The sequence below is a fragment of the Paraburkholderia phenoliruptrix genome (assembly GCF_019511605.1).
Taxonomy (GTDB): domain Bacteria; phylum Pseudomonadota; class Gammaproteobacteria; order Burkholderiales; family Burkholderiaceae; genus Paraburkholderia; species Paraburkholderia phenoliruptrix_A.
Genome location: NZ_JAEUAV010000039.1, coordinates 1 through 16753, shown reverse-complemented (window position 1 = coordinate 16753; position 16753 = coordinate 1). Strand labels below are relative to the sequence as shown.

General features: G+C 62.9%; 15 protein-coding genes. 5 read left to right on the top strand and 10 right to left on the bottom strand.

The window, feature by feature from the left end:
• Positions 1–10: 10 nt before the first annotated feature.
• The 5 genes from JNB89_RS29490 to JNB89_RS29470 form a co-directional block, all read right to left on the bottom strand.
• Complete coding sequence (locus JNB89_RS29490; protein WP_220364555.1) at positions 11–1657, bottom strand: cyclic peptide export ABC transporter; 1647 nt, start codon at positions 1655–1657, stop codon at positions 11–13.
• Between the two features lie 65 nt (positions 1658–1722).
• Positions 1723–2607: a YqcI/YcgG family protein gene (locus tag JNB89_RS29485; protein ID WP_220364554.1), complete on the bottom strand. Its 885-nt coding sequence runs from the start codon at positions 2605–2607 to the stop codon at positions 1723–1725.
• Positions 2608–2825: 218 nt separating this feature from the next.
• Positions 2826–4262, bottom strand: coding sequence for a peptide synthetase (locus JNB89_RS29480; RefSeq protein ID WP_220364553.1), 1437 nt, complete (start codon positions 4260–4262; stop codon positions 2826–2828).
• Between the two features lie 101 nt (positions 4263–4363).
• Positions 4364–5242, bottom strand: a complete 879-nt coding sequence (locus JNB89_RS29475; protein ID WP_220364552.1) for a thioesterase II family protein — start codon at positions 5240–5242, stop codon at positions 4364–4366.
• Between the two features lie 18 nt (positions 5243–5260).
• A complete protein-coding gene (locus JNB89_RS29470) occupies positions 5261–5494 on the bottom strand; it encodes an MbtH family protein (protein ID WP_027213560.1) in 234 nt (77 codons plus the stop codon).
• 331 nt (positions 5495–5825) lie between these two features.
• On the opposite strand from JNB89_RS29470, the gene JNB89_RS29465 reads away from it, so the two are divergent.
• On the top strand, positions 5826–6461 hold the full coding sequence (locus JNB89_RS29465) for a nitroreductase family protein (RefSeq protein ID WP_220364551.1): 636 nt from the start codon (positions 5826–5828) through the stop codon (positions 6459–6461).
• A gap of 137 nt (positions 6462–6598) precedes the next feature.
• The gene (locus JNB89_RS29460) at positions 6599–7123 is read left to right on the top strand and encodes a BLUF domain-containing protein (protein WP_013339784.1); all 525 of its coding nucleotides are present in this window, start codon (positions 6599–6601) and stop codon (positions 7121–7123) included.
• A 26-nt stretch (positions 7124–7149) separates the two neighbouring features.
• On the opposite strand, the gene JNB89_RS29455 is transcribed toward JNB89_RS29460, so the two are convergent.
• The 3 genes from JNB89_RS29455 to JNB89_RS29445 all read right to left on the bottom strand — a co-directional run bounded on the left by JNB89_RS29455 (position 7150) and on the right by JNB89_RS29445 (position 9954).
• Positions 7150–7938 carry an alpha/beta fold hydrolase gene (locus JNB89_RS29455; RefSeq protein ID WP_220364550.1) on the bottom strand — a complete coding sequence of 263 codons (789 nt, stop codon included), beginning with the start codon at positions 7936–7938 and terminating at the stop codon, positions 7150–7152.
• 81 nt (positions 7939–8019) lie between these two features.
• Positions 8020–8355 (bottom strand): DUF4148 domain-containing protein, encoded by a 336-nt coding sequence (locus JNB89_RS29450; protein ID WP_013339786.1) that lies wholly within the window; start codon positions 8353–8355, stop codon positions 8020–8022.
• 309 nt (positions 8356–8664) lie between these two features.
• Entirely contained in the window at positions 8665–9954 is a 1290-nt protein-coding gene (locus JNB89_RS29445) for an MFS transporter (RefSeq protein ID WP_220364549.1), read from the bottom strand.
• 198 nt (positions 9955–10152) lie between these two features.
• Here JNB89_RS29445 and JNB89_RS29440 point away from each other — a divergent pair, with 198 nt between their 5' ends.
• Positions 10153–11175 carry a LysR family transcriptional regulator gene (locus JNB89_RS29440; RefSeq protein WP_220364548.1) on the top strand — a complete coding sequence of 341 codons (1023 nt, stop codon included), beginning with the start codon at positions 10153–10155 and terminating at the stop codon, positions 11173–11175.
• 76 nt (positions 11176–11251) lie between these two features.
• On the opposite strand, the gene JNB89_RS29435 is transcribed toward JNB89_RS29440, so the two are convergent.
• Positions 11252–12283 (bottom strand): alpha/beta fold hydrolase, encoded by a 1032-nt coding sequence (locus tag JNB89_RS29435; RefSeq protein ID WP_220364547.1) that lies wholly within the window; start codon positions 12281–12283, stop codon positions 11252–11254.
• A 304-nt stretch (positions 12284–12587) separates the two neighbouring features.
• Here JNB89_RS29435 and JNB89_RS29430 point away from each other — a divergent pair, with 304 nt between their 5' ends.
• The gene (locus JNB89_RS29430; RefSeq protein WP_220364546.1) at positions 12588–13433 is read left to right on the top strand and encodes a CPBP family intramembrane glutamic endopeptidase; all 846 of its coding nucleotides are present in this window, start codon (positions 12588–12590) and stop codon (positions 13431–13433) included.
• A gap of 42 nt (positions 13434–13475) precedes the next feature.
• Here JNB89_RS29430 and JNB89_RS29425 read toward each other — a convergent pair whose 3' ends face one another.
• Positions 13476–14612, bottom strand: a complete 1137-nt coding sequence (locus JNB89_RS29425; protein WP_220364559.1) for a sensor histidine kinase — start codon at positions 14610–14612, stop codon at positions 13476–13478.
• Between the two features lie 204 nt (positions 14613–14816).
• Between JNB89_RS29425 and JNB89_RS29420 the strand changes: the two genes are divergently transcribed.
• Positions 14817–16753: phosphatase PAP2 family protein (locus JNB89_RS29420; RefSeq protein ID WP_220364545.1), on the top strand; the 1937-nt coding region annotated here is incomplete at its 3' end.

The window sequence follows — 16753 nt, the reverse complement described above, 5'->3', positions numbered from 1 at the left end:
GAATCCTGATTCATTGATAAGCGGACGCAAGGCTCGCGGCATGCGCGGCACCCGGGCCGTCTTCGACGATCTGGCCGAAGTCCAGCTTGATGAAGCGCTCGGCGAGATGGAAGTAGCGATCGTCGTGCGTGATGACGAGCACGGTCTTGCCCTTCGCCTTCAGTTCGGGCAGCAGGCGCTTGTAGAACACGTCCTTGAAAAGCGGGTCCTGGTCCGCGGCCCATTCGTCGAACACATAGAACGGACGATCTTCCAGATACGCGACGACCAGCGCGAGCCGTTTGCGCTGCCCCTGCGAAAGGTCCAGGGTCGAGAACCTGCCGTCTTTCACGCTGACCTTGTGCTCGAGTTGCAGATCGACGAGCAGTTGTTGCGCAAGCGCGTCGAGTCCTTCGGCATGCATGCCGAGCAGCGTGTCGAACAGGAAGAAGTCGCTGAATATCACGGAAAAGTTCTGCCGGTAAGCGTCGCGCCGCGCTTCGTCGACAGGCTCGCCGTTCAGCAGCACGCGCCCGCTCTCCGGCACGTACAGTCCGACCAGCATTTTGGCGAGCGTGGTCTTGCCGCTGCCGTTGCCGCCGATCAGATAGACGAGCTCGCCCGGGCGGAACGTCAGATCGATTGGCCCGAGCGTGAACACCTCGTTTTCTTTCTCGCGGAAATAGCGATGCGTAGCGCCCTCGAGCGCAATGCTTTCGAACGAAGCCGCGACCGGCGGTTCGAGCATGACCTCGCGCGGCAGCTCTGCATTGACCTGCTCGATGCGCTCCAGCGCGACGCGAGCCGAACTGAGGCTTGGAATCGCGGACAGCACGGCTTCAATCGGCATGATCATATAGACGAACACGATCGCGTAGCCCGACATGACATGAGGATCGACTCTGATGTAGCGCGCGAACACGAAGAGCGTCAGGCCGATGAACGCGAACAGAATGAAGTTGCCCCAGCTCGTTGCCGCCGCATACAGCATGTAGCCGCGCGTACGCTGCACGCGTACCGCTTCGACGTTGCTCGCGAGCGTGTCCTCGACGAACGCATGCTTGCGCGCGCGATGCAGCTTCAGTTCCTTCGCACCGTCGAAGAGTGCGCGGAAATGCTTGACGAGATCGTCCTCGCGTTTGCGCGATGCACGCAAATGGAACATGGCGCGGGTGTGCGCATAACGAAAGCCCGTCATGCCCAGTACGATGGTGACGATGGCGACGAGAAGAATCGGCCACGACATGTAGCCGAGATAAGCGAGACAGCCGACGATCACCGCGCTTTGCATAGCGAGCGAAGGCAGACTCACGAAAAACACCACAATCGTGTCCAGATCCTGCGTGAGGACAGCAAGTGACTTGGCTGCGCCCTGCTTTTCCAGCTGTGCAAACGCGGCGTCGCCAATGCGTCGGATCGTGCGCATGCGCAGGGTCGCTTTCGCCTGTTGGCCGAGCCACATGAAGAGCGACTGCGCGAGCGCACGCATCGCGAGCACGCCGAGCCCCACCGCGAGAAACTGCATGCCGAGCCGCGCGAGGCCGTCAGGCGTCGCGACCAGCGCCTGATTGATGAGCGCAAGCAGCGCGGCATTGCCGAGGCCGCCGAGCACGCTCGCGATGAGCGCCGCGGCAATCATCCAGCGCGACTTGCTGACCAGTTGCAAAAGTACGGACATGAAGCTCCTTTCATTGCGGCTTGAATGCGCGAGGACGCGAGCCGCGTCCTCGCGCGCCGGCCGCGTCAGTTGTCGACACCTCGCGCATTCTCTTCATGCGCGAAGGCTCTTTCGTGTTCGTTGCGCGCCCCGTGCGCGGGCATATGACGGCGTGCCTGCACAGAGTGAGCGCCCGCTTGCGCGCGGCGCTTGAGGAACGGACAGCGCTCTTCGATGGGCGCGTTGGCGTCGTCGAGAAAGTACTGTTTCCATTCGAGGTTGCCGGAGTCGCCATAAAAGCCAAGGTCGGGATGCGCGGGAATATCGTCCCACGTTTCCAGACGCTTGCGCACCTGGTTGCGTGCCTCGCGGCCAATCACCTTGTTCGTGATGGTATCAACGAACACCGAACGTGGCTGGAACAGCAGCACCATGCCCGGGCCCAGATTGCGGCTATGGCGCGCGCGAAACGACGGGCACGCGCATACGACGAACATCTGCACGCCCGCATACGAGAACTCCCACGCCTCGTCCATCGGGTCGGGTTGCTGATCCGCCGCCGGATCGGGGTCGATGTCGTGCAACTGCTGCAGGATGCCCCAGAACAGCGTTCTGTACGCATCGTGCGAAAGCGGCTCCGGGTCCGGCTCGAAAAACACTGCAATGTTGTTCCTTCTGTATTGCGGCTGCACTGCGAGCTCCGCGAAGGTTTGCATCGTCGCGGGCAGGTCGCGCAGATCGCGACCGTTCACGAACGAGTAGAACATCTCGCCGCGCCGCTCGGCCATCGTGCCGAAAAAGCACGGATACGCCGGGTCGAGCACTTGCTCGCGCAGCGTCGCATACGACGCGTCCAGCCATGCGGGTGCGGACACCGCCGCTCCCGTCGCCCTGCCGGCAATGATCCGGCTCTTCCAGTCGCTGACCTCGAATCGATCGGCCTCTGCCATAGCACTCGTGCCTGCTTGCATCGTTCGCTCTCTCTTCCTGACCCACTGTTGTGCGCGCCGAACGCGCGAGGCATCCCGCGCCGGGTGGCCGGGACATCGATACTGCTGTCGTGGGGAAGAGGCACCTTTGTTGTCGATCTTTGCCGTGGGCGCCTGCATGATATTGCTCGTGTTTCTGCCCGGGTTTGTGCTCGCTTTCCGCCCGGTTGCTGCCGGATTTGCGCTTGTTTCGCGCGCGCTCAGGTCGAGGCGGCCGCCGGCTCGTCGAGTTCGGCGACGAGGGCTTCGACCCACTCGTCGGGGATGATCGGCTGGTGATACGTACACTCGCCGGACACGACGGTCGAGCCGTGCAGGCGGCCATCCGGAATCAGCACCATGTCGCCTTTGTGCATCGCCAGTTGCATGCCCACGTTGCCCCAGAAGAGCATGTCGCCCTCTTCGATCGTGACGAGACGATGATCGTTGTGTACATGCGTGGTCGAGCACATTTCGTGCGGCTCGACGAAGGTTTCGCGGTCGATACCCGGACACTCCGCATCAATCCGCGAGCTGATGCGGTGCGCGAAAGCGACATAGTCGCGAATCGACGAAAGCCAGCGCAATTGCTCGCCCAAGTCCCAGCGCGCACGCCCGGCGAGCCGCTCGCCGGCGACAAGACCCTGCACGCACTGAGCGCGCGCCGCGTCGCCGAAATTGTCCGCGACGCGCCGCAATGCGCGCGAGGAGCGCTGTTCCAGCGCGCTTTTCAATGCAGTTGCGTCGGCGGGCCCGCGGCCAGCCGGCTTCAGATGCGCGCACGCCCTCTCCAGCGCAAGCCCGAACGCTAGCCATTCGGCCTCGGCCGCGAAGGCCGCGCCGATCAGACCAAATGCGCGATCCGGCCGACGTGCGAGCGCATACAGCAGGTTGCATTTCGCGGTGCTGGTCGGCAGATAGAACTGCCAGTACGCGTGCTGCCTGCCCGTGACGCCGCTTGCGGCCGCCACGCGTTCGAACAGTGCGTCGTCCGGTGCTGCGTGATGAAGGCCTGGCCGTTCATCGGGCGGCAGCATGTCGAAGAAGCCGCTTGCGGCGGCTCGTGCGAGTGCGCGGCGCTTGGAGACCGCGAGCGCCCAACGCTGGACCATGATGAAGCGCAAGCCATCTTCAAGGTAGTCGTTTCGCATGAGCCGCTCGAAGGTGGCGCTCCAGAATGCGAGTTCCTCGTCTACGATGCGGGTAACGCGCGCGCTCGCAGCGCTTGCGTTTTCACTCGTGTCGACGTCCCTGGTCAGGTATTCGAACGCATAGGCTTCGAGGAACGGCGCGATCTGCGCACCGAGCTCACGTGTGTCTTCGCGGTAGAAGTCGGTGAAGCGCTGCCAGTCTGCCGGCTCCCGGCCGGCAGGCGGACGGGCGACGTCGAGCTCGTAGATCGACAGCAGCGTGCGGCCGGACGCGAGCGCCGGCAGACGGCTCACGTTGTGCTCCCGCACCGGCTTCATGAACTTGAGGAAGTCGAAGTCCTCGGGCCGCAGCGGGCGGCGGTGGAAGTCGTCGTCGAGCAGCAGTTCGTCGACAGTGGCACTGCGAAACGGCTGCGCGGCCGCGAACTGTTTGATGAGCGCGACGTAGCGCTCGCTGTGGCCAACGAACGGCGAGAAATCGAAGATCGGCAACGAAGCCTGGCTCATGGTCATTCGGTCCTTATCCGGGTTGCCTCAAACTGCGAGTGAATGGTGGTCAAGCATCTCGCGCGAAAAACTCACACAACGCTCCCGCGCAACGGTTCTGCTCAGGCGCCTGCGCACTGCGAGTCGTGCGGCTGCGACATATGTAGCGGTTGTTGCGGTTGGTGCGGTTTGTGCACCTCTGGCATCTGCCGGGCGAGCTGCGTATACCCGATTCTTCGCGCGAGCGATCCGGCGACGACTGCGAGTACCGCCTCGCGCGCGGTGTCGATGAAAAAGTGCCCGCCTTCGAACCGGTGCACGGCGCAAGGGCCGCGCGTCTGCTGCGCCCACGCATCAACATCTGCGGCATGCGCCGTGGCGGGGTCGTCCCGGCCGACGAACACGTCGATCGGGCAATCCAGCATGGCCGCCGGGCTTCCTGCCGCCTCCAGACGCGCCTTCATGCGCGCTGGATGCATGCCGCACAAATGAAAGTCGGCGCGTAGCAACGGCAACATAAAGTCGACGAAATCCGCATCGTCGAGCAACTCGGCGGGCGTGCCGCCGCGTTCACGCAAGCAGGCAATCATTTCGGTATGCGAACAGTTCAGCCAGTGCGTTTCATGCTTGCGGCGAGACGGCGAGATGGTGGCCGAGGCGCCGAACCACACTGGTGCTGGTTTGCCTCTTTCGCGCAGCGCATGCATGAGTTCCAGTCCGACGAGCGAGCCCATGCTGTGTCCGAACAATGCAAACGGTGCACCGTCGTCCACCAGTGTGCGCAGTTCGTCCGCGAGTTGCTCCACGAGCGCAGGCCATTCCGTATGCACCGGTTCTGCACGGCGCATACCGTGCCCAGGCAATTCGAGCGTGCGCACCTTTATGAACGACGGCAGCAAGGCTTGCCACTCGCGATACACGGCCACGCTGCCGCCGGCGTGCGCAAGGCAGACGAGCGTGAGCGCGCTGGGCACGTGCGAAATGCGATTTGACGAGTTCATCGGTTCAGCGCGCGCGCATCACGCATTGGTGACGCCTTCGGGCGCTGCGCTGTCCGCCATGGCCTGACGCAAGCTGAGCGGACGCATATCGGTCCACACCTCATCTATCCATTGCAGGCATTCGTCCTTCCTGCCGGACTTGCCGGCTTCGCGCCAGCCAGCGGGAATGGCCTTGTAGTCAGGCCAGATGGAATACTGTTCTTCATGATTTACAACGACAACGAAATTGGTGTTTTCGTCACCCCAGCTCATCGCGGCTCCTGAATGAAGTTGTCTGCGTCGGGTTGATCCGGTGAAGGTGCCGCTCGCTTCATGCGTAAGCACCGCCGATTCGCATCGAGTCGCGGCTTATCCGCTGCGCATCTAAATGCGAATCATTTGCATTAAAATCTACTCGTCGACCACGACGTATGTCAAGTCACGCACGTTGCCGGTTCGGTTGGCTCAAAAGCAGCGCAAACGTGTGCGGCAGCGAAACCGGAGCTTAAGGCAAAATCTTTCGTCAGACAAGCAAATAAGAATCATTTGCATTATGCGGCGTTTCTCGCCATCATCCGTTTCATCGAAAACACGGGGAATCGCCATGGACAACTCGCAGAACTCCGCTAACAACGGGGTGGCCTTCGTCGCTTCGTCAGCCACGCAACAGGCTTTTTTCGACACCCTGCTCTCGCGCCGGTCGTCATGGCCGCTCGCCGAGCCGGGCCCCAACGAAACCGAGCTCGGTCTCATCTTCGACGCCGCGATGCGTGCGCCGGATCACGGCGCATTGCGTCCGTGGCGCTTCGCGTTGATACGCGACGAAGCGCGCGCCGAGTTCGGCGAGGTGCTCGTGGACGTCGCCGCGCGCCGCGAACCGGCAACCCCGCGCGCGCAGCACGAACACCGGCGGCAACTTGCGTACACGGCGCCGCTTGTGATCGTGATAGCCGCAGCAACTTCCAGCGACTCTCACATCCCGGAGAGCGAACAGCTTCTTGCGGTCGGCGCAGCCGCGATGAACATGCTCAACGCAATTCACGCGCTAGGCTATGCCGGCTTCTGGGCGACCGGCGCGGACGCCTATGACCCCAACCTGCAAGCCGCGCTCGACTTCGAGCCGTCCGAGCGTGTGCTGGGCTTCCTGTTCGTCGGGACACCGAAGTCTCGCGAAGCTTCGGCCGCGCGGCCGCCGCATTCGCTTTACGTGCGCGAGTGGCTGGGGCGCACGTCGATCTGACACATCGCCAGGCCGTTTCTGCCGCGTCCATCCGGCACTGTGCGTCGAGCATTAGTCAGATACCGACCACCCTCGCTTGGAGCGCGCGATGCGACTCTATACTGGGAACTGACGATGTCTTCGCAGAGACCCATCGTATGTGCTCAGATGAATCCGGTTGCCCTAGACCGCCCGGTGACGACGAAACGCTATTTGCCGCCGTGTATATAAGCAACGTGTCTGCGGGCGTAGGCATGGCGGATGTCGAATCGATCGTGTCGGTCTCGCGCGTTCGGAACGAGGCGGATGCGCTGACCGGCTTTCTCGTTCATGCGGGCCGCAACTTTGTTCAGTACCTGGAGGGCAATCCCACTGCCCTTAGAGAATGCCTGCGCCGCATCGGTAACGACCGGCGTCACTATGAGATGAGGATTGTCGCGATTGGATCGCTCGAGCGGCGGCGTTTTGTCGAATGGTCAATGGGCTATTTCACCGGCGACCTCGACGGCTCGGAACGCATTGAAAGCGTGCTGACCAGCTGGTCAGGCACGGATCGCTCGCTGCTCGAGGAAGTGTGGCGCATCTGTCAGGCAGCACGGACGCTGCCGGAAGTGAGCGAGTCGCATCTGGTCGCCGGCCGGTTCGACGTTCTGCTCCGGCGCGACCCACAATCGTCCGTGTGATGTCGCTCGCTCCCGCAAATACACTGCTATTGCGCGGCTTTTGCAGCGGCGATGATGGTGTCGGCCACGGCTTTCGGCTGGCTCACCATTGCAACGTGGCTGCTGTCCACCGTCGTGACTCGTGCACCAATGTTGCTGGCCATAGCCTGCTGAAGTTTCGGATCGATCATCCGGTCATGCGAAGCAACCACGAAGTACGACGGCTTGTCATGCCATGCAGCGGTCGTAACCTTTTCGCCGATACAGCTGGCCGCCCACGGCACCTGCGTCGCGGCGATCAGGCGTCGTTGCGGCAGCGGCAGATCCGGTGCGAAGTCGGCTAGAACAGCCTTTGTCGACAGCGTCAGGTATCCGCCGGAGTCTTTTTGCAGTTCGCTCGCCCAGGCCGGCGCGGGCTTACCTTTCGTGATGTCCTCAATAGACTGGCCGTTATCGGGCGCGAATGCCGCCACGTAGACAAGGCTCTTCACCTTCTCGTCATTGCCCGCCTCGCTGATCACTACGCCGGCCCACGAATGACCGACCAGCACGACCGGACCCGTCTGTTGGTCAACCATGCGCTTCGTCGCGGCCACGTCGTCAGCCAGCGAGCTCAGAGGGTTCTGCACCGAAACCACATGCAGTCCGCGCGCCTCGAGTAGCGGGATCACTTTGTCCCAGCTCGAACCGTCGGCAAATGCGCCGTGCACGAGCACGACGTTCTTGCCTTTCAAATCTTCTGCCGGCGCTGCATTTGCTGCCTGCAACGCCTGTACCGCAAACAGGCCGCCGAATAACACCGCGGCACCGAAGAGTCTTTTGATTAGCGTGGCCATTGTTCTTTTCCCGGCAAATCGTAGTGATGTTGTCGTAGTCATTGGATGGCAGAGCGCACCGGCGCGCTGCCATCCTCAGGATTACGAATGAGCATAGATCGGACCGAGACCGATGACGTCCTGCTGCGCGCGAGGCATTGCGCCCGTCGACGAGCGCGAGCCCGAAGCCGATGCACCCTTTTCCACGCCGCCGTATGCGGCAGCGGCCGAGCCGTTTTGTGCGTCGACACGCATTTGCGCAGCCTGAAGGTTGCTCGGGTACTGGGTATGGTCGCCGGCGGGGTTGTAGCCCGCCTTCTCGAGTTGAACCAGTTCCGCGCGCACTTCGGCGCGCGTCAATGCATGACTGGACTGCGCAAACGAAAGAGCAGGAACGGCAACGAGTGCTGCGACGACAAGCGATTGAACGAGTTTCATGAGTGTTCTCCAGAAATGTGGCGGTATCAAAGGTCAAGCGTTCAGGGACCATCCGTCTCGTGCCGAGCATGCGGAACCTCGCATCCCCTGAACCTGGCGCAGTGTTGCGGATCAACCTTGCGTGTAGATATTTGAACCCGCCGACGTATCTGCAATGTGTTCGCGAACCGCATGCCGTGCAACGCAGTTTGTCCGCCCGTTGCGCAGATACACTGCGATACAAAATCGCGCTACACGACGAGGCGAGGAATAGCCGGATACGGCTTTCATGACATGCGCACCACTTGCAGGATGTGGCGTGCGCGACGGCTAGTCCTCTTTGAGCGTAAGCTTGCTCTTCATGATCAGAACGGCAGCGAGCGCGGCTGCGCACGCCATGACGAGCAGCCCCGCGTGCATGCTGCCGGTGCCGGCCTTGGTCCAGCCGACCACCGCCGGCCCCCAGAAACCGCCGGACAGTCCCACGGTATTGATGAGCGCAATGCCGCCCGCGGCCGCGGTTCCCTTGACCAGTTCCGACGGAATCGCCCAGAACACGGTGTACGCCATCCACAGACAGGCAGTGCCGAGCGTCAGCGCGATCAGCGTGAGCACCACGCTGCCGTCCGCGAAGATGGCAAGGATCAGGAAGAGCGCCGCGCCGCTTGCCGGAATCGCGCAGTGATAGCGCCGCTCGCCCACGCGGTCCGAGCGGCGGCCGGCGGCATACATGCACACGGCTGCGGCCACGTACGGGATCGCGGTGTACCAGCCGAGGCGAAGCGTGTCAGTCACGCCCTGCTCTTTCAGCAGTGTCGGCAGCCAGAAGCTGATTGCGTAGATCGGAAAGATGATGCTGAAGTACGCGAGCGCAAGCACATACACGCGCGGACTCTTCAGTACGGCCTTGAATGAATCCGCATGATGCGCAGCGGGCGCCGTTTCGCTTTCGAGGAAATGCTTTTCGCTGCTCGTGAGCCAGCGGGCATCGGCCGGACGGTCCGACAGCACGCGCAGCGTCAGCAGTCCAAGTACGACGCACGGCAGACCTTCGACCAGAAACATCCATTGCCAGCCGGCGAGGCCGCCCGCGCCCGCCAGAGCCGTCATCAGCCAGGCTGAAACCGGACCGCCCACGATGCCGCCGAGCGGCCCGGCAACGAATACAAGTGCGATCGCGCGCGCCATGCGGGCGGGCCCGTACCAGCACGACAGGTAATAGATCATTCCCGGTGCAAAACCTGCCTCGAAGACGCCGAGCAGAAAACGCATCGCGTAAAAGGCCGGCACGTTGCGCACGAACAGCATGCAGGCGGACGTGATGCCCCACAACACGAGAATGCGACTGAACGTGCGGCGTGCGCCCACCTTCGGCAGCAGCAGATTGCTCGGCAACTCGAACAGCACGTAGCCGATGAAGAAGATGCCCGCGCCGACGCCGTACGCCGCGTCAGAAAAGCCCAGGTCGCTCTGCATCTGAAGCTTCGCGAAGCCGACGTTCACGCGGTCCAGATACGCGAACATGTAGCACGCCACGAGGAACGGCAGGAGCCGCCAGTTGAGCTTGCTGTAGAGCGCGGGAGAAAGATCTTCGGCGGCGGATGGGTGGATGGCTGACATCGGGTGTCTCCTCGTTCCTTGCGGGTTCGTCTGGCGGGCTGAATTCATGTTGGCAGGGCAAAAATGGACTAGCAATAGCAACTAAGTTCACATATCGTTGCTCTACGGGCAACGCTCTGGCGCCGAGCAAACATGCAGAGCAAACACGCAGAGCAAACACGCAGGGCAGACACAAACAGCAGACCACCGGGCAGGCACATGAGAGAGATCAATCACCAGCGTCTTCGCTACTTTTACGAGGTGCTCACGCAGGGCACCATTCGCGGCGCGGCCGAGAACATCAATACGTCGCCGTCCGTCATCACGCGGCAAATCAGGCTGCTGGAAAACGAACTGGGCGCGGCGCTCTTCGAGCGCCAGGCGCGGGGCGTGCGGCCTACCGAAGCGGCGACGCATCTGCTCGAGTTCTGGCGCGGCTATCGCGCGCAGCAGGAAAAGCTCGAGGACCAACTGCATGCGTTAAAGGAGCTCAGGCAGGGGCACATACAGCTCGCCATCAGCGAAGGTTTCGTGGACATGTTCATCGACGAAGTGCTCGCGCAGTTCTGCAGCCTCTATCCGGGCCTGGAGATCAGCATGACGATGCTGGCTGTGGACGCCCTTCTCGACGAAGTGGCAGAAAACCACGCGCACATTGGTCTCGCCTACAATCCGCCGCCTCATGCGCACATCGAGTACCGGGCGAGTTCCGCGCAACCCGTGGTGTTGCTGCTGCGCAAGGACCACCCGCTCGCGCGCCGCAAGCGCCCGGCGACTATCGACGATCTGCGCGCTTACCCGCTTGCGGTCATGCCGTCCGCGTTCGGCATCGGCCATGTGGTATCGATGCTCGAAATGGCGGAGAACGTGAGCATTCGCCCGACGCTGACCACCAACTCGCTGAGCGCACTGAAGCGCTTCGTGATGGCGGGAGATTTCATGACGCTGATCGGCGAATTCGCTGCGTATCGCGAACTGGCCGCCGACCAGTTGACCACGGTTGCGATCGCGCATCCGCTGTTCGAGAGTGCACAGGCGCGGGTCCTTGTCAAAACCGACCGGCCGCTGGCCGCGGGGCCGCTCGAATTGCTCAAATGGATCGAGGAGCGCATGCCGATGTTCGCTGCGCCGAATGCGCAACGAGCGCAACACGCGCAACAAGCACAACAAGCGCAAGATGCTTCAGGCGCCCGGCGACGCAAGGCCCCGGCACAAAAGAGCCGGGGCCCGCGCACAGCTTGAGGGCCGGCGCCGCGTGAGTGCGGCGCGGGTCTCGCGAGGGGCACGGCGAACTGCGGCCGCGCTTCCTCGCGTCCAGTCAGAAACGCGCGACGTCGATAACCGCGTCGGCGAAGGCTTTCGGCGCTTCCTGAGGCAGGTTGTGCCCCACGCCGCCGCCGATATTGCGGTGCGCATACTTGCCGGTAAACTTCTTCGCGTACGCCGCGGGTTCGGGATGCGGCGCACCGTTCGCGTCCCCTTCCATCGTAATGGTCGGCACCGAGATGGTGGGCGCCTTGGCAAGACGCTGTTCCAGTTCATCGTATTGCGACTCGCCCTGAGCGAGGCCCAGGCGCCAACGGTAGTTGTGAATCACCACGGCCACATGGTCCGGATTAGTGAACGACTGGGCCGTGCGATCGAAAGTGGCTTCGTCGAAATTCCATTTCGGCGAAGCGAGATGCCAGATCAGCTTGTTGAACTCGTTGCGGTTCTTGTCGTAGCCGGCATAGCCGCGCTCGGTCGCGAAATAGAACTGATACCACCACGCGAGCTCCGCCTTGGGCGGCAGCGGCGCCTGGTTCGCTGCCTGGCTGCCGATCAGGTAACCGCTCACCGAGACCATCGCCTTGCAGCGCTCCGGCCACAGCGCGGCAATGATGTTCACCGTGCGGGCGCCCCAATCGAAGCCGCCGAAAATCGCCTTGTCGATCTTCAACGCATCCATCAATGCAATGATGTCGACGGCAACGACAGCCTGCTGTCCGTTGCGCGGCGTGTCCGGCGACAGAAACCGCGTGGTGCCGTAACCACGCAGATACGGCACGATGACGCGGTAGCCCTGGGCAACGAGCAAGGGCGTGACTTCCGCGAAACTGTAAATGTCGTACGGCCAACCGTGCAGCAGGATCACAACGGGTCCATGCTGCGGGCCCGCTTCCGCATAACCTACGTTGAGCGTGCCGGCGTTGACCTGCCGAAGGTTCTCGAACGAAACCACTCGCGACGCCGCCGCGCCCGAAGTGGTCTGCGCATTCGCAAGACTGCTCAGGCCCAGTTCCATCAGGCTGAGGCCCGCGACCGTGGTGCCGAGCAGACGACGGCGCCGGGTGTTGATCTGTTCAGACATGGCTCGTTTTCCTTTGTGTAGAGAGCTGTGAAGCAGGAAGCGGCAGTCGAAGGTCCGAATCATTGGTGTCGCGCAAAGCTGGCTACGTTTTGCGGTTTCGGCGGCAACGCCCGTTCGACTCGCGTGAATCGAATTAAACCCCGTGGACGTATCTGGCATATGTCCGCACTCGCGATGGGTGCAACGTTATGTATCGTGTCGCTGTACGGATACATTGCGATACAAAGCGAACGTCCGCTAACATCGCACGGCTGAAAAAATCGATCTGGCAGGTCTAGCCCCCTTATCTTTTCCGGACATCTCAATGCACGCATTGCCGTGGGTTGCCATTTTTCTTGCCGCCGCGCTGGCCATAGCGCGAGTACCGCGTGCCCTTACCCTGGGCATGCTGGCCATTGGGTATGCAAGCGCATTCGCGTTGGGACGATTAGAGGCAATAGCACTAGTCCCCATTGCGCTTCTTGTCGGCACAGGTCTTTTACTGCGGCACGCTGCGTCGCCTGCCATGCGCCTGTTGTGCAACTTAGTGTTTGTCGCGGTTGCAATCGGACTGTTTCAACACAAGCTGCCGGGTTTCCATAATCTGGAGGTCATCCGCGCAGAGCGTTTTACGCCGGACGCCGCGCCTTTCACGATGTACCTGAACTTCGACAAGCCGCTGATCGGCTTCTGGCTGGTACTGGCGTGCCCGTGGATCGAGCCGCACGAGAATTGGCGCAGGCGGGCCGTCGCTGCGCTCGTGGCTTGCGCCGCGACGTCTTTCGTGTGCCTGACGCTTGCGTTCGTTGCGGGATCTATTGCGTGGGCGCCCAAGTGGCCGCATCTCGCATGGCTGTGGGCGCTGAACAACCTGCTGCTGGTTGCGTTCGCGGAAGAAGCCTTTTTTCGCGGCTATGTGCAAGGCGGCATCGGTCGCCTTGCTGGCGGTCGCTCGAATGCACAATGGGTCGGGCTGGTCGTGGGGGCTCTGCTCTTTGGCGCCCTGCACTTCCAGGGCGGCGCGCTGCTGGTCGTCGTGGCGAGCCTCGCCGGACTCGGCTCGGGCCTCGCCTATCGCGCAGGAGGTTTGCAGGCCGCGATGCTGACGCACTTCGGCCTCAACCTGATTCACTTCGGACTGTTCACTTATCCGTTCATTGCGCGCGCGTAATGGTGCAGGCTGCGCTCCAATGGCGGCTGCGACAATGCTGCGTCACTGCCCGTTTGCCGTGTTTTCTGTGCGCGGCAGCGACACCGAGAACACGGTCTCGGTGTCGTTGGAATGTGCTTCTATTTCTCCGTGATGGGCCTTCGCGATCTCCCGTGCAATGTACAAGCCGAGCCCCAGGCTTCCCTCGCTACCGGATGACTGCCGTGCGCCCGCTCCTCGCGTGAGCGGCTCGAAGATGCCTGCAAGCGTCTCCGGTTCGATGGCGGGTCCACGGTTCCTGACATCGATGCGGATCCGCTCGGCGTCGCCGCTTACCTCGACGCGGACGGGCATGTCAGGCGCGCCGTATTTCAGCGCGTTCAGCACGAGATTCTGCACCAGTTGCTGGAGGCGCCGGCTGTCCCAGACTCCCTCCAGATTGCCGGTGACGCTCAGCTCCAGCCGACAGCCGGGATGCGCCGTGCGCAATTCGTCGAGCTCGTCGGCGAGTACTTCTGCAAGGTCGACCTTTTCAGGCACGACGTTGATGCCCAGGCCGAGCCGCGTCCTGTTGAAATCGCACAGGTCGTCGAGCAGCGCGTGCATCCGCCCTCCGCTGCGAATCAGACGGTTAGCCGCGTCCGATACGACCTCGCCCGCATTGAGCGCTGCGAGATAGGACGCGGTCATCTGGATTGCCTGAAGCGGACTGCGCATGTCATGCCCGAGCATGCCGAGCAACAGGTTGCGGTTCTGATCGACCTGTGCGCTGAAAAAATTAATCGATTCCGCCAGAGCCTGGTCGATCGCCTCGTTGAAACGGATCACATCACCGAGGTCAGGCGCGTGCGGCTCACAGTCATCCATCCACAGACGAAGCACGCTGGCGCGCAGCGCACGGTATTCGGCGGCCAGCTGATTGATGTTGAACCCCGCCCGCGCCCTCAGCAGCGCATGCGTCTGGGCCGCGGTCTCGCTTGCTTCGATCATCGGGGCGTGCCCCAGCGACTTCTCGCGTTGAGCGTGCCGGGTCTGCGAAGTGCGCAGGTCTTTTACTACGGCGTTCAGGATCTGCTGCGCATGGTCACGCAGCGCCAGCGACTCCAGGTGAGCCGCTGCCGGCAGCAGTGTGGCGGCGAACGCCTCCCACTGCACCAGAATCGACTCCATGTCTCGCAGGATAAAGTCAGCAAGTCGCATCTGAGGTCTCCACTGGCCAGGCGGGGAATCGGGAAGCAATCAGTGTACTTTCATGTTACAGGTAATTGGCGCTCGGCCCTTTTTCCGAGGCAAGCCGGCAGACCCGCCGTTCACCGCACCGGATAACACGCAACACCCGGCCTTAACCGCCACGTCACGTTCGCCCACGACAATTCGCCATCTTCCCCCCAGATGGAGTTTTGCATGTTTGTGTCACGAAGCCGTTTCGCCCTGCGTGTTGCAGCGCTCTCGAGTGCGATCGTTCTGACTGCTTGCGGCGGCAGCGACGACGTAGTCTCGACGAATCAGCCGATTGCGGCTGTGCCGGCGCCGCCGGCCGACCCCGGCTTCGTCGACAGCGCGCCGGTGCCCAGCGTGCCGGCTTTCGTCGACAACATCGCCACCAACCAGCGCGGCGACGCACGCTATGCAACGCTGTCGACCAACGCTGCCGTGCGTGTGGTGAGCCGCTTTCTCGACCTATGGCAGCCCTCGACAATGCTGGTGGACGCCGGCGTGAGCGCGCCGGCAAACGGCGCGTTTCCCGCCGTCGTGGCGTCGGCCTGCTCGGGCCTGCCCGCGAGCGGCACACCGTGCGGCACCATCGTCAATAGTAGCGTGCTGGCGGCCAACGTTCAGTATGTGGTCGACGCGACCACCGCCCGCACCCAACAGCAGGCCGACGCCGCGTATTTCGACGACCGGCGCGGCAAGGGCTACAGCGTGACAGACGGCATGGGCCCGCTTACCGCCGCATGGCGCACTGCGGCGCAGCAAACGACGAGCATCACCAGTGTGCCGCCGGATGCCACGACCGTGCTGTACAACGACTCCGGCAACAACGTCGGCGTGGGCGGCAGCGCCAATGCGAGCTTCGGGAAGGTTGTCGATCTGCTCAACGAGATGGGCAACAACGCATCCACCGAACCGACAAAACGCTTCTACAAGTACGCACGGCCCTACCGCTGGAGCACGAGTGTCGTCGTGGCGCCGTCGCTCGTGCCCGCCGAAAGCACGACGCCCGCGACCGACGGCGGCTTCATCAGCGGCCATGAGGGCGAAGCGATGCGCGATGCGGTGACGATGGCGTGGCTCGTTCCCGAGCGATTCCAGGAAATGGTGAGTCGCGGTCTCGAACTGGGCGAGAACCGGATTCTCGCCGGGATGCACTCGCCGCTCGACGTGATCGGCGGCCGCATGCTCGCGCTGGCCGTCAGTGCCGCGAACCTGGCCACGTATGCGAGCGACGCGCAGACCGCTTACGGTCAGGCCCACCAGACGCTGCAGCAGCTCACGGGAACGAGCGACGCGACGTTCGCCACCTTCGCTCATTCAGGCACGGCAACGACCGACCGGTTCGCCGATTACACCGCGAACAAGGCGGCATTCCTGCGCCGCATGACGTTTGGCTTCGCTGCGATCGAATCGACCGATGCGCCGCCGGTCGTGCCGAAGGGCGCGGAGGTTTTGCTGCAGACCCGCTTTCCGTACCTGAGCGCCCACCAGCGGCGTGTGGTGCTGAAGACGACCGAAATGCCGTCGGGTTATCCGGTGATGGACGACGCCGAGGGCTGGGGCCGCCTGAACCTGTTCGCTGCGGCGGACGGTTATGGCGCGTTCAACGGCAACGTGACCGTTTCGATGGATGCGTCGAAGGGCGGATTCAATGCAGCCGACCTGTGGCGCAATGACATTGCGGGTGCCGGCAAGCTGACGCTGCAAGGCACGGGCATGCTGACGCTCGCGGGCAAGAACAGCTACACCGGCGGCACCCAGGTGAGCGGCGGCACGCTCGCGGCAGCATCGCCGACTGCGTTTGGCACCGGCGACGTGTATGTCGGCTCGGGCGGCAGCGTGAAAGTCGCGGCCAGTGCGCCCGTGACGATCGCCGCGCGCTACACGCAGCTCGATAACACGACGCTCGAGCTCGATATCGACGGCAACGACGGCGGACGCCTGCGCGTGGGCGGCGCGCTGAGCATCGCGGGCGGCACGCTGCACGTGAAGTTCGTGAATGGCTACGCACCGAAGATCGGCGACACGATCGCGTTGATCGACGGTGCGGCGGGATCGGCGAAGTTCTCGGTGGTGACGGTCGACGGGTTTAAGGCGACGCCGGTTTATACGGGGACGGGGGTGGG